Annotated in this window: 13 protein-coding genes and 1 pseudogene; 10 read left to right on the top strand and 4 right to left on the bottom strand. The window is 40.8% G+C overall.

The features are described from left to right. Nucleotides 1-34 precede the first annotated feature (34 nt). Both BM100_RS16595 and BM100_RS16590 read right to left on the bottom strand, forming a co-directional pair. Nucleotides 35-1,447, bottom strand: a complete 1,413-nt coding sequence (locus tag BM100_RS16595) for a UvrD-helicase domain-containing protein (RefSeq protein ID WP_092512951.1) — start codon at nt 1,445-1,447, stop codon at nt 35-37. Continuing rightward, complete coding sequence (locus tag BM100_RS16590) at nt 1,444-3,150, bottom strand: ATP-dependent nuclease (RefSeq protein ID WP_092512949.1); 1,707 nt, start codon at nt 3,148-3,150, stop codon at nt 1,444-1,446. The genes BM100_RS16595 and BM100_RS16590 overlap by 4 nt, the downstream gene beginning before the upstream one ends. Nucleotides 3,151-4,130: 980 nt before the next feature. Between BM100_RS16590 and BM100_RS23165 the strand changes: the two genes are divergently transcribed. The 6 genes from BM100_RS23165 (at nt 4,131) to hpt (ending at nt 7,024) form a co-directional block, all read left to right on the top strand. Further along, nucleotides 4,131-4,307: a hypothetical protein gene (locus BM100_RS23165; protein WP_169924742.1), complete on the top strand. Its 177-nt coding sequence runs from the start codon at nt 4,131-4,133 to the stop codon at nt 4,305-4,307. Nucleotides 4,308-4,537: 230 nt separating this feature from the next. Further along, nucleotides 4,538-5,419, top strand: a complete 882-nt coding sequence (locus BM100_RS16585; RefSeq protein WP_092512947.1) for an integrase domain-containing protein — start codon at nt 4,538-4,540, stop codon at nt 5,417-5,419. Beyond that, the gene (locus BM100_RS16580) at nt 5,416-5,619 is read left to right on the top strand and encodes a helix-turn-helix transcriptional regulator (RefSeq protein ID WP_420855326.1); all 204 of its coding nucleotides are present in this window, start codon (nt 5,416-5,418) and stop codon (nt 5,617-5,619) included. The genes BM100_RS16585 and BM100_RS16580 overlap by 4 nt, the downstream gene beginning before the upstream one ends. Nucleotides 5,620-5,654: 35 nt before the next feature. After that, nucleotides 5,655-5,876: a hypothetical protein gene (locus BM100_RS22655; protein ID WP_139216981.1), complete on the top strand. Its 222-nt coding sequence runs from the start codon at nt 5,655-5,657 to the stop codon at nt 5,874-5,876. Nucleotides 5,877-5,893: 17 nt separating this feature from the next. Continuing rightward, nucleotides 5,894-6,157: a helix-turn-helix domain-containing protein gene (locus tag BM100_RS16575; protein ID WP_092512945.1), complete on the top strand. Its 264-nt coding sequence runs from the start codon at nt 5,894-5,896 to the stop codon at nt 6,155-6,157. Nucleotides 6,158-6,478: 321 nt separating this feature from the next. Beyond that, entirely contained in the window at nt 6,479-7,024 is a 546-nt protein-coding gene (hpt, locus tag BM100_RS16570) for a hypoxanthine phosphoribosyltransferase (RefSeq protein ID WP_092512943.1), read from the top strand. 90 nt (nt 7,025-7,114) lie between these two features. Here the strand turns inward: hpt and can are convergent, their stop codons facing one another. Further along, nucleotides 7,115-7,768 carry a carbonate dehydratase gene (can, locus tag BM100_RS16565; protein WP_092512941.1) on the bottom strand — a complete coding sequence of 218 codons (654 nt, stop codon included), beginning with the start codon at nt 7,766-7,768 and terminating at the stop codon, nt 7,115-7,117. Between the two features lie 184 nt (nt 7,769-7,952). Here can and BM100_RS16560 point away from each other — a divergent pair, with 184 nt between their 5' ends. Both BM100_RS16560 and BM100_RS16555 read left to right on the top strand, forming a co-directional pair. Next, nucleotides 7,953-8,876 carry an ABC transporter ATP-binding protein gene (locus BM100_RS16560; protein WP_092512939.1) on the top strand — a complete coding sequence of 308 codons (924 nt, stop codon included), beginning with the start codon at nt 7,953-7,955 and terminating at the stop codon, nt 8,874-8,876. Next, entirely contained in the window at nt 8,876-9,646 is a 771-nt protein-coding gene (locus BM100_RS16555; protein ID WP_092512937.1) for an ABC transporter permease, read from the top strand. Before BM100_RS16560 ends, BM100_RS16555 begins: the two co-directional genes overlap by 1 nt. A gap of 113 nt (nt 9,647-9,759) precedes the next feature. Here the strand turns inward: BM100_RS16555 and BM100_RS16550 are convergent, their stop codons facing one another. Beyond that, entirely contained in the window at nt 9,760-10,149 is a 390-nt protein-coding gene (locus BM100_RS16550; protein WP_092512935.1) for a GFA family protein, read from the bottom strand. 520 nt (nt 10,150-10,669) lie between these two features. Between BM100_RS16550 and thrS the strand changes: the two are divergent. Both thrS and BM100_RS16540 read left to right on the top strand, forming a co-directional pair. Continuing rightward, nucleotides 10,670-12,639, top strand: a pseudogene (gene thrS, locus BM100_RS16545) (threonine--tRNA ligase). 329 nt (nt 12,640-12,968) lie between these two features. Beyond that, nucleotides 12,969-13,592 carry an NUDIX domain-containing protein gene (locus BM100_RS16540; RefSeq protein ID WP_092512933.1) on the top strand — a complete coding sequence of 208 codons (624 nt, stop codon included), beginning with the start codon at nt 12,969-12,971 and terminating at the stop codon, nt 13,590-13,592. Nucleotides 13,593-13,706 lie beyond the last annotated feature (114 nt).

Genomic DNA, 13,706 nt, shown 5'->3' with positions numbered 1-13,706 from the left:
CATGGTTGATACTTAAGCGCATATGTTATCACTGCTATTCAAGTTCTGAAAATCCCAGAGTCACTAAGTCAGCAATCACTTTATCCACTGTCGTTGTTGTATTAAATAAGTCTTTATCAACAGCAACGATAAAGTTGGATTTTGTTCGTGTCAATGCGACATAAACTAGATTCCACATTTTATTGTATTTTTCGCTATTCTTAATGCCACTTTGCATCAAATACTTATGGATACTTGGAGTTAAGACAAGAATACATGTATCTGACTCTAATCCCTTCGTTCTAGTGATGCTGCTTATCGCGTATTTTGCTATATTTGATTTTGATGAATCGTAAGAATTTATGGTATGACAAAGCTGCGCATAAGTTCTGGAGCTGTAGGGAATATGGAATTCTTCTAAAAACTGTGTAACTGAAGCTGACGGTGATTGAGTAGGTACTATCTTAGCTAACCAAGTCTTTGCTGTGCCTATTAACAGCTCGTGATCAATATTTTTATTGTGTTCGATGAGTAACTCTTCAATGTCAAGATCAAACTCAGGCTTTGAATTTATGCTTTTTGTTGAGTAGTTGCCCGTCTTTTGGTAGATACTAACCAAACTTCCTGATTGAATGTGTTTTTTAAGAAAATCTTCATAATTAGGAGTAGTTGAAACTATGTATTTAAGTTTTCCCGTAGTTTTTGACAGGCTTCTTTGTTTCTGATTTTCAGGGCAAAATCGATTGGATATATTTAAGATGTTTTGCGGAACCCTTCGAGATGTACTGATGTTGGGATGATATGTTATTAATTTGTTACTTTCGTTGTTTTTTAGAAATTCTTTGAATGATTCAGGATACTTGATAGCTTGTTTAGGATCTCCAACCATATATATATCAACAGATTTTTCACCAATTTCCTTAAATAATTTAAGCGCTGTCTGATCAAGGTCTTGAGCCTCGTCTAGGAAAATTTTATCAATACAGAATCCTAATATTTCTAGAACTCGATGCACTTTTGCCTTCTTTGATTTTGAACAATGAATCGAATGCGACTCGTCAACGATACGCCATGCAGCTGAATAAACTTCTTCAACATGCATTATTCCTTTATTTTTTAATTTCTTAAGGATGAAACTTTTAGTCACTCTAGTTTTGTGTTTTCCTTTAGTATCAGCAAAACTTAATTGGCAACGTGAAGAGGTAGTATACGTTTCATTCAGCACAAATGGTGAGTACGGGTAGATTATCTCATTCAAAAGAAACGTATGGACTGTTTGAACCTTGATGTTATCAGGTAGAAATCCAAGCTGTTTAATAATTGCATCGGAAATGTTTTTCGATGCGTCATTGGTATAAGTTATTGCAAATATATTTTTGTGACACTTTGGATCATAATGCTCAGCTATCTTTTGAGCCAATCCAAAAGTTTTACCAGCACCAGCACCAGCAATTTGAATTTCAATCATTTCATGAACTCCAGAACATCTTGAATATGCTTGGGTAATGTAATGTTCTGAGTCTTATCCTTTTGAAAAATAGCATCGCATATCCGCAGCATACATTCAGCTTTACCATCTTTCAGAAACTTAACCATTTTTTCATCGTTGTCAGTCTTTCTACCAAAAATGGTTTGTAGACTCGTAAGGTTATTTCCAGCACTAACTAGGTCATCTTCAAGTGTGTACTTTTCTGTTGTTCTGACGATTATATTATCGTTGTCATCATCGTACCTATCATGCTCAGCTTTAGCATTATATTGATTGTCATAATCACGGATGATACCAAGCTTTTTTTGGCTATTGTTTTTATTTACTTGTAACCATATATCCATAAACGTCTTGTATCCTTTTTGTCCAATCGATATGACCTCAACTCGATTAATATTTTCATTATCATTACAGAGGATTGAGTTGATCAGCATTTCTTCCGTTGGTCCTTCCACTAATATTGTCCGATCACTGAAAAGTAACTTTAAAATATCAAAGTTTGGGCGCTTGCGAAGATAGTTGGATAATTCGTTGGAGGAATCTTTCAATTGGATTGCTTTACTATCTGACAAAACGATCACGTTGGATAATTCTAGTTTATTTATGACTAATGGGCTGTGTGAGCTAACAAGTGTTTGTAATGAGGATTTTTTACCTTTTGTGCTTTTATAGATGAAATCGGTTACAAATCGAAGATTATTAATACTTAAGTGTGCTTCAGGCTCTTCGATACAGCAAAGATTGAAAACGTAACTATTTGACTTAAAGAACTCAAATAATAGGAATATATAAACAAGATTTCGATATCCCAGCCCGCGTTGGTAGAGATAGCTTTCACCAGATTTCAGCGTGATGTTTGACAAAATGCTCTTTAGGTTGGGGAGATTTGGTATGCACTCCAGTTTGTCCAGATGATCGAAGAAATTTTTAAACTCTGGATCTGGTTTTACTATTTTTTTAAATGTATCTGTATTTTCAATAGAATCGAAGAATGCAGAGTATGAACTATTGATCAGTGACTTGTCCGTTGATGCAAGTGAGTTCACTAACATTTTTGTTAGAATTCCGTTCGATTTTTGAGTGCTGTTATCTGAAAAATCGTCACGCTCAGCATTAATGGAGTTGATTGCGATATGCTTTAAATCAGAATATGAAACCTTTTTGCCATTATTTGTCGAAGTAATATCGTAATCGTAATGTTCGATTGGAAGTGAAAACCAATGAGTATCTTTGATGTCAGTGACTTCATTTAGAATTTCCTTTGCGTTTTCAATGAATTCTTTTTCATCTTTTGGCCTAAATGAGTACTGGACGCAGTAACTTTGTCCTGATTCATCCTGAGTGAGCCACTTAGACAATACTTGTTCTTCAACAGCTCCTTGAGGGGCTGTAAATTCAATTTTAATGAGTACCTTGGGGATAAGTGATTTAATCTCAGTATCGGGCTTATTACTCAAGATAGCAGTGTAGAAATCGATGATGGATTGACGGTTTATGTCTGAAACAGATAGTCTTTTTTGATTGAAGCTAATGTCATTACTATTCAAAGGTAGAGATAATGCATCAAATAGATTCGTTTTACCTGCTTCGTTTTCACCGATAATCAGACTCAGGTTTGAAAGTATAATTTCAAACTCTTTAAATGCTCGGAAATTCTGAATCTCAACTTTTCTTATGTACACATTGATTCCTTACGTTGCCAAAACACGTCCACATATATAATACACCTATTAGAAAAACTTGAACAATTGATGATTTGATGAAGTGAGAGTATCACCTCTATGACGGTGACCAAAATCATTGAACCACAGCAGATTGAGTTGTGATAACTCCATCTAGATTGATGTTGGGGTTGAAGCTTTTTGAGCTATTCCTGTCTTATTTTTCTTTAGAGTAACATCCCGTGGTAATCTTCCCATTTTTCTTTGTATAAACCGTGATAGTTTAAGATAACTGTACATCAAGAACCAGAGAGTAAACGATTAGTTCTTTAATTTATAGATTACGAACAGTTATAAAGGAAAGAAGTTTCTTTGATTATGATAATAAGATAAGTGTGTGGATTACATAGATAAAAGATTTATTAGTATGCTTATAAAATCATCATCCCCTCTTGCCACTATCAAAAAGATTAGTTAATCTAAGTTAGTTCAATCACCATCACCGATGGTCACCAATGCTTCCTATAGTCTGAAAGGAAGCGCTTTCGAGCGACTAGAAAAACTCCCGTAGCCTGAAAGGGAGAGCAAAAATTGCGGTACATCTGCGCACTTTTGGAAGCAGATATCGCCGGACACATAACCCACCGTCCGGCGATGAAGGTCTTTTTAACTAATAGAGTACCAACGGTACTTAGGCGCGTTAGGTTGTGATTTTCATTACCTTTCGTAGCTGGCTTCAGGGTGGGGAAGATCCACTCTTAGGTAAGCAAGAATATTTGCTTACTTTTCACATTAGCGTCAGGTGATAAAACCCATCAGCCTTACGCACTATGGGGTTGAGTTACGTCTCGATCTCATTTCACCTCAATGAGCAGGATTGCTTTCGCGCATCTCGCTCATGCTTAGCTATGTCTGCTTGAAATATTTAGCGGGCGGCTTCTCTACACCTAAACAATTAGCTTATTGCTACCGTTTGCTCCTTAACCTTGCGGCGTTTTGCTGTGCCTATTGGCATTTCAACGCTCGCACCACTTTTGCTGACTGTTTGCGGACTTAAGGCGTCACTTTTTGCGGATTTATCGCTGAAAGTGACGCCGCAGCAAAAGGACAACATGACGATGACAGGCTCATGCCTGCTTAACAGCGCAGTGAATCTGACACTGCATTTTATAGATTAAAAAAGCATCAAAAGGAGAACTTGACGATATCGAGGCTGGTTTTTTGCCGGTGGGGATGACCTGTTTATATAGGCGGCAGTACTGAGTACTCAACCGATACCCCGCAATACCTCAACCCGCGTTCACTCTGGCGCACAGATATCCGTCAAGGACAAAGCAGGCATTTCCTGTTTTGTCAGCACTGTCGCGCGCCAGAGATTGCATGTTGAAAGGTTAAGTAGGGGAATCAGATGAGCCGATTGATTAAGGAATTAAAATTTTTTGCCCGGCAGGGTGGCGGCAGCCATAAAACCTGCCATGACCGCACTCGGATTGCGGGGCGTTTGGGCGCGTTGTTATTGAGCCTGAATATTCAGGTTAAAAGTCTCGGACACTTGAAAGCCAAGCATGTAGAACATTACGTTGATGCCCGTTTATCTCAGGGCATTGCTAAACGAACAGTGCAGAATGAAATGTCTGCGCTGCGTAATATTTTCCGCATGGCAGGCCGGGAGAAACTGGAAACCTCTCCGCGTTTGAGCAATAAGGCGTTGGGATTAAATGGAGCCAGCCGCGCCGGAACGAAGCAGGCGATCCCTGATGCCAAGTTTCAGACTGTGTATCAGAAAGCCCTTGAGCGTGATGCCGGATTTGCCGTCACATTGAAACTTGCCCGCTTGATGGGACTGCGTTCTCAGGAAGCGGTGCAATGTAGTGCTTCATTGAAAAGTTGGCGGAAGCAGTTAGAACAACCAGAGCCGAAACTTTATGTTGTTTTCGGTACAAAAGGCGGCCGGCCAAGACAAACCCATGTACTGGATGTTGCTGCGGTGAAAGAGGCTGTAGAGCAGGCAATTGCTATTGCAGAACAACGAGGTGGAAGGTTGATTGATAAACCGGATCTCAAACAGGCCATGAACTATTGGCGAACCCATACCACAAGAATTGGTTTAACGGGCTGCCATTCTCCCCACAGTTTGCGTTATGCATGGGCACAGGATGCACTGGCGTTTTACCAACAAAATGGCTTTAGCCGCCAAGAAGCACGAGCCTTGGTCTCAATGGATTTAGGGCATGGGGATGGTCGTGGGCGTTATGTGGAACGAGTTTACAGTCAGGGAGGGCAGGAATGATGGAAACTCTGACTTTCATTCGTCTGGACTATGTGATGAAAAAGACCGGATTGGAAAAATCACAAATCGATCATTTGATTCGGCAGGGAAATTTTCCTAAACCTCGCAAGCTGGGTATCCGTTCTATGCTATGGATGGCAAAAGAAGTTGATGAATGGGCGGCAAATAAAGCCAGTAAGGTTCCTAACCTATTGAATTGAGACTGAGTTAGTGATTGGTATTAGTGATTCAGTTATTGAGTCAGATAAAACAATCAGTTAAAGTAATCCCGCCATTGGCAAAATCCGATGGTCAAGGTTTAGCAGCCTTGTGTACCCAAACACTGGTAGGATATTTCTGCCAGTGCGCTTGCTATCACCCTTTCAATGGTGGTTCAGGCGGGGGAGGCTTCGGCCTCGCCGGTGGGTACTCCGGTCTGCTAACCCTGCTTGAATCACCACCATCAATGATTAATTAATGGAAGGGGTAGCAGGAATGAATAACGTTAGAAATGACTGGCATCAAGCCGATATTATTGCTGCATTACGTAAACGTGGTACAACCTTGGCGGCTGTCTCCCGTGAAGCTGGACTCAGCTCATCGACATTAGCAAACGCATTAAGCCGCCCATGGCCTAAAGGCGAATGGATTATTGCTAATTATCTCAACATTCACCCGTCTGAAATCTGGCCTAGCCGTTATTTTGATATGAACGGTAATCTTATCGAACGCAAAATTCGCGAAAAATTAGCAGAATAATTATTCTAATACCGGAAAACATCAGGGAAATAGTCACCTCATCTCATGACCTACTGTGTTGTTTGCTTTGGTGAGGTGGCACAATGGGTTATCCGTCACCGCAATCTTTAATACCTTCTGATCTGTTTATTGGCAACGAGTCATAGATTCAACCCTTCTTTTACTGTAGGCAGTGAATTCTGATATGCTCTGCAAAATATTTTGTTCTCATGTTTTCTTGTGTCTGCGTCTTTGTGTGGTGAACGGTATATCAATCTGTGTATCACTTTTCGTAAAAAGATACCTGATTTTATTTTAATTCTTGTTTAAAAATAGATAGTTATGAGTGAACTAAAACATATTGTAGAAGTGATGATCTCCGAACAGGAGGTTAAACAACGTATTGCTGAACTGGGCCAACAGATCACAGAGCATTATCGCAATAGCGATCGTGAGCTCGTGCTGATTGGTTTGTTGAGAGGATCGTTTATTTTTATGGCAGATCTATGCCGTGAAGTACAGGTTCCTCACGAAGTGGATTTTATGACTGCATCCAGTTACGGCAATGAAATGAGTTCTACCCGCGATGTAAAAATCCTCAAGGATCTGGATGAAGACATTCGTGGCAAAGATGTGTTGATCGTTGAAGACATTATTGATTCGGGCAATACACTGAAGAAAATCCGTGAAATCTTAGGATTGCGCGGGCCGAATTCACTAGCGATTTGTACTTTGCTGAACAAGCCATCTCGCCGTGAAGTTGATGTTCCAGTTGAGTGGATTGGTTATTCGATCGAAGATAAGTTTGTTGTTGGTTACGGCATCGATTATGCACAGCACTACCGCCATTTGCCTTACATTGGGCATGTTACTTTGCTGGAAGATTAATTTTTACTTCAAGCAAACGTAATTTCAGTGCGGTGAGCAGATGGCAGCGGATAGCTGCCATTTGTTTTTTCGCTTTTCACTCTCAATGCATTATTTGATTTGAGATAGTTTGGCAATTGCTTGACGATAATTCAGTTCCAGCTTTTCCCGACTATCAGCGGTGATGTCCAAATCATGCAGCTCGCCATCTTTCAAACCATATACCCAACCGTGAATCATCACTTTCTGCCCGCGTTTCCACGCAGATTGCATAATGGTTGAGTGTCCGAGGTTATAAACTTGTTCAACGACATTTAATTCGCATAAGCGGTTCAAACGCTCATGGGGTGGCAATTCACCGAGCATGGAGCTGTGCTTGTACCATAAATCGCGAATATGGAGCAGCCAATTATTGATTAAGCCCAACTCAGTGCCATCTACAGCAGCTTCAATGCCCCCGCAACCATAGTGACCGCAGATGATGATGTGTTCTACCTGTAAGACATCAACAGCATATTGCACAACTGATAAACAGTTTAAATCGGTATGGATAACAAGGTTGGCAACATTCCGGTGAACAAAAAGGTCACCCGGCGCGGCATCAATCAGTTTTTCCGCAGGAACACGGCTATCAGAACAACCTATCCACAGAAAATGTGGTTTTTGTGCTTTTGACAAATCCTTGAAAAAATGTGGGTTTTCTTCATTTACGGATTTTGACCACTGTTTGTTCCTAGCAAACAGCTCTTCAATCTTTTTCATCATAACGAATAGCCTGGCAACATTTTTGAGATAGAATCATATACAACATTAATTGAGAATTTAATATTTTATTGAGTCATGTTTTTTATTTGATCCCTGTCATTGCAAAGAAATGCAGGAAAAATAGTGGCATAATTTCTACCTTGCACTCAAAAAAATAGCAAAAAATTTAAGGTGTTTTTTACTTATGGCATATGCATTGGAATTAACGCAACTCACAAAAACCTATGCAGGAGGTGTGAAAGCACTGCGGGGAATTGATTTGCGCGTAAATGTAGGTGATTTCTATGCGCTTTTAGGGCCGAATGGCGCAGGAAAATCGACCACAATTGGTATCATCAGCTCATTGGTAAATAAAAGCCACGGCAAAGTCAAAGTATTTGGTTACGATATTGATACGGATCTTGTCAATGCGAAACGCCAGCTTGGGCTTGTCCCACAGGAGTTCAATTTTAACCCGTTTGAAACCGTTATTCAGATTGTACTGTTTCAGGCCGGATATTATGGCGTGCCGCGCCATATCGCGTTGGAAAGGGCAGAAACCTATCTTACCCAATTGGATCTTTGGGAAAAACGCAACGAAAGAGCTATTCGTTTATCTGGCGGCATGAAACGGCGCTTGATGATTGCCCGCGCACTGATGCACCAACCTAAGTTGTTGATCCTTGATGAACCTACAGCGGGAGTGGATATCGAACTGCGCAGATCGATGTGGGAATTTTTGAAAGATCTGAATGCGCAGGGGACGACGATCATTTTGACAACTCACTATCTGGAAGAAGCGGAAATGCTGTGCCGCAATATTGGCATTATTCAACATGGTGAGCTGGTAGAAAACACAAGCATGAAAAATCTGCTCAGTCAGCTTGAACTTGAAACGTTTTTGCTTGATTTGGCACCAACAGGCATAACTCCGGTAGTAGAGGGTTACGCTTATCGCCAACTCGACGCAGTTACGCTGGAAGTCGATGTCAAACGTGGGCAGGGGTTAAATGATATTTTCGCCCAGTTGAGTGCTCAAGGAATTCAAATTAACAGTATGCGCAATAAAGCAAATCGTCTGGAAGAACTATTTGTTGGATTGACCAATAACAATCAAGGAGACAAATAATGTTCCAATTGTACTGGGTGGCTCTGAAAACTATTTGGATTAAAGAAATCACTCGTTTTGGCCGTATTTGGGTACAGACGTTGCTTCCTCCTGTGATCACCATGTCCCTTTATTTCGTTATCTTCGGCAATCTGGTTGGTTCCCGTATAGGTGAGATGGGCGGCTTTGGTTATATGCAGTTTATTGTGCCGGGCTTGATCATGATGTCTGTGATCACCAACTCGTACTCGAATGTCTCTTCCTCTTTTTTTGGTGCCAAGTTCCAGCGCAGCATTGAAGAAGTGCTGGTAGCACCGGTGCCAACCCATATCATCATTGCTGGATTTGTTGGCGGGGGAGTTGCCCGTGGGGTATTGGTGGGGATTTTAGTGACTTTGGTTTCCCTATTGTTCGTGCCATTGCAGATGCATTCATGGGGAATGGTCGTGATTACTCTGTTGGCGACATCTATTCTGTTTTCATTGGCGGGGCTGCTGAATGCCATTTTTGCAAAAACGTTCGATGATATCAGCATTATTCCCACTTTTGTGCTGACTCCGCTGACGTATTTGGGCGGTGTATTTTATTCCCTGACCCTATTGCCGGCTTTCTGGCAGGCCGTATCCAAACTGAATCCGATAGTCTATATGGTCAGTGGATTCCGATATGGTTTCCTTGGTATTACTGATGTTTCATTGGCGATGACATTGGGAATGCTGAGCGCCTTTATTATTGCATTTTACTTTCTGGCTTGGTATTTGATTGAATCAGGCCGCGGCCTCAGAACGTAATAGCGTTAATCCCCTCGATTAATTTCCTCAATTAATTCCCTGCTTCGCCACAGATTAAAGCGGAGTAGGGAATCAAAATCCCGATTTTTCCACAAAACGCGTTTCTTCACTCACTATTTGGAGTGAATGTCTATTTTCCACCAATGAGGGCGTGACGAGACAAATGAATGTGAAACTGGGTGAAGGCTTTTTCGGTTTTTGCTATCAAAATTACCCAGCAACAAACCGACTGTAGGGCCATCGTCTATGGCTCCCAGAGAGCTTCCGCATTGCGGGCAAAAGGCTCGGCTGGAGTAATCGGAGGAGCGAAATAAAGAGGGTGTTCCGCCCGGCCCATTCCAATGAACGGCGGCCTTGGGAAATTCAACCCAACATAGCGTCAATGCCCCAGAATGTTGCTGGCACATGGAACAAGAGCATGTATGAGGATCACCAACTTCACCTGCTGCTGTAAATCGAATATAACCACACAGACATCCGCCGGAATATTCAAGTTTTTTCATATGATGGCTCTAATTTAGGTTGCTGAAAGTAGAATAAATTTGCCTTTCTGATGAACTTAGCAATACCTTTTTGGTTTCTGTATTCAATGCTGTCATATAGTTACTTTTCTACATAGTTTCTACATTATATATTCGCAGTTAAATGATAATGCTTTCATCGAAAATAATAGGGGATATAGAATAAGAAATTCATTTTTAATATTAAGTTATATCTATCCCTGCCTATTAACATACTAGGTGTCTTCTTAGGTTCCTGCCAGAAATATAACAAAGCTCATTATGCCATATGAAGTGAATGACCTATTATTTCTTTTTTGATGTTATTGTCTTATTTACAGCCTCTTCACCAATTATTTTTCGGGTCATTCCTTAATAAAGGATGCACCTGATTATGCTTTGGTGTCAGGAACTTTTTATTCTGGTGTGATTTAAATATTTATTGTGTTTCTACATTATGTTTCTGCAATGTATTTCTACTATAAGTCTCAAGTACAAGTCTCAAGTTAGAGAGGTTAAATTCATGCCTATCATTAGATTTCCAAACGGTGAGAAAAAAGAATTTGAATGCCCCGTATCTGTGCTCGATATTGCAAAGTACATCAGTACCAGTCTGGCCAAATCAGCCGTTGCCGGTAAAGTTAACGGTCAGTTAGTTGATCTCTGCGAGCTTATTGTTGATGATTCAGAAGTCAATATCATTAGGGCTGACGATCCTGAAGGGATAGAGATAATACGCCACTCTTTTGCCCACTTAATCGGGCAGGCGGTTAAGCAACTATATCCTGATGCTAAAATGGCCATCGGCCCCGTCATTCAGGATGGTTTTTACTATGACATTGACCACTCCCCTTTTTCTTTGGATGACATTTCTACAATAGAGCAACGCATCCAAAAATTAGTGAAGAAAAACTATGATGTGATCCGTAAAAGAGTCACCCTTGATGAAGCCATTCGCGTTTTTTCTGAACGCAATGAACCTTATAAAGTAGAAATCATTCAAGGGTTGGATAAATCGACCACACATGTCAATTTGTATATTCACGAAGAATATGTGGATATGTGCAGAGGCCCTCATGTTCCTAATACACGTTTTCTGCACCATTTTAAATTACTGAAAGTCTCTAGTGCTTATTGGCGGGGAGATTCAAATAATCAATCGTTGCAGCGCATATATGGAACCGCCTGGAATTCAGAGGGTGAATTAAATGAATATTTGGAAGCCCTAAAAGAAGCTGAAAAAAATGATCACCGGAATATTGGTAAGCGGCTCGATCTTTTCCATATGCAGGAAGAAGCGCCGGGTATGGTTTTCTGGCATGCGAAAGGTTGGACAATTAATAAAACAATTGTTAACTACGTGCGGGAACGCTTGGAGGCTTTTGGTTATGACGAGATTCATACACCCCAATTAGTTGACAGAATTCTTTGGAAAAAGTCAGGCCATACAGACAAATATTCCGAGAGACATATATCGAAGGCAGGGAATATGCTGTAAAACCAATGAATTGCCCGTGCCATATTCAAGTTTTTAATGATGGCTTAAGAAGTTACAAAGACTTGCCGATTCGATATGCTGAATTCGGTTGTTGCCATCGTTATGAGCCATCGGGAAGTTTACGTGGCCTGATGCGTGTCAGGTCGATGGTTCAAGATGACGGGCATATTTTTTGTCAAGAAAGCCAAATTCGCTCTGAAGTTTCCCTATTTACTGGTCAAGTTTTTCAGGTTTACCAAGATCTTGGTTTCGAGCAGAAAAACATATCAATTAAAATCGCCACTCGTCCAGAGAATAGAATTGGTTCTGATGAAGTGTGGGATCGGGCGGAAACAGCACTACAGGATGCAGTCAAACAAGCGGGATACCGCTATGAAATATTACCGGAAGAAGGTGCATTCTATGGCCCCAAAGTCGAATTCCATTTAAAAGATCGTATGGGAAGAGAGTGGCAGTGCGGAACAATCCAGCTGGATTACTTGATTCCTGATCGCTTGGGCGCCAGGTTTATTAATGAGCAAGGGAATAAAGAAGTGCCTGTCATGTTGCATCGGGCAATGCTTGGCTCCGTAGAACGTTTCATTGCAATATTGATTGAACATTATGCCGGTGCGCTTCCAACTTGGCTTGCTCCGCATCAGATTGCCATTATGAATATTTCAGAGAAGCAAACAGACTTTTGTATAGCTTTGCACGATAAGCTGAAAGCGCAAGGGTTGAGAGTCAAATTAGATATACGCAATGAAAAAATTGGCTATAAGATCCGCGAAAATACGTTGATGAAAATACCTTATTTAATTGTCATCGGAAATGCGGAAGTTGAATCAAATCAGCTATCGTTACGCATGGGAACGGGCGAGGATGTGGGAAGAATCGATATTGCTGATTTTATTTCTCTCGTGTCCAATGACATTAAGTTCAAGCATCATTCCCCGTTAGTCGCTTTGGCTCAGAAACAGCACCCCGCTGATCTGGCTGATATGATAGAAAATTAATATTTTCAGCTAATTAAGTCAGGGGAACTCGTCCTGAGATATTGTTGCATATGCCCAGAGGCAAGAAGGAATGTTGGCAGGAAGGTAAAAAAGTAGCACGATGACGCTGAAACGGGTCATTTTCAACGAGTTGTTGTTATCAAAGGGAAATGAAAGTCAGGCAGAACTTATTGATGCAGCAGACAAGTTCTTTTAAAGTAGCCACCGCCTGAGGTATGCCATTATTTTGTTTTCTAAGAAAAAATATGATCGTGCCTCAGGCTCTTATTTGTTCCTTCCTTCCTTCCTTCCTTCCTTCCTTTCTTAAATGACGCTCAGGTTAATGATTTATGACAGATACAACATATTCTCCCATTACCACTTATTCTCCCATTACCACTGTGGCAACTATCAATAACAGTAAGGTATTGGCAAATGAGTGGGGGACGTTGACTCAATACGATATAACCTACACCCGATCAAATGGCTTAGAACAAAAATTCACGCGTGAAGCTTACGATCGAGGACACGGAGCGACGATCTTACTCTACCATCCAGTTGAAAAAACAATCATTCTAACGAGTCAATTCCGCCTGCCTGCCTTTTTGGGCGGTCACAATTACGAACTGGTTGAAGCATGTGCTGGCCTTTTGGATGAAAACGATCCCATACAGGCGATTAAAAGAGAGGCTGAAGAAGAAACCGGCTATCAATTAAATGAGATCACAAAGATTGGCGAATTATTCATGAGTCCTGGCTCTGTTACCGAGCGTCTGCATTTTTTTATCGCGCCTTTTACCCATGATATGCGAATCAATGAGGGAGGCGGTCTGGAAGAAGAAGGGGAGGATATCAAGGTACTTGAGATCCCTATAAAAGATGCCCTGAAAATGATTGATAATGGTCAGATCATTGATGCCAAAACAATTATTTTAATTCAACATCTTGTGATTAAAGGTATTTGCACTCCTTAATCATTCCTATATGGCGTAAATATATAATTTTCATTGCGCCCCGGCAATTCCAGTCATCCAGCCACATAATTATCAATGTGACTGGATGTGGCTGGGAGATGCACTTCCCCTTAT

The sequence above is a fragment of the Xenorhabdus mauleonii genome (assembly GCF_900113945.1).
Classification (GTDB): domain Bacteria; phylum Pseudomonadota; class Gammaproteobacteria; order Enterobacterales; family Enterobacteriaceae; genus Xenorhabdus; species Xenorhabdus mauleonii.
Note: the sequence above shows the minus strand (reverse complement) of the source record. Positions and strands in the feature narration are given on the sequence as shown.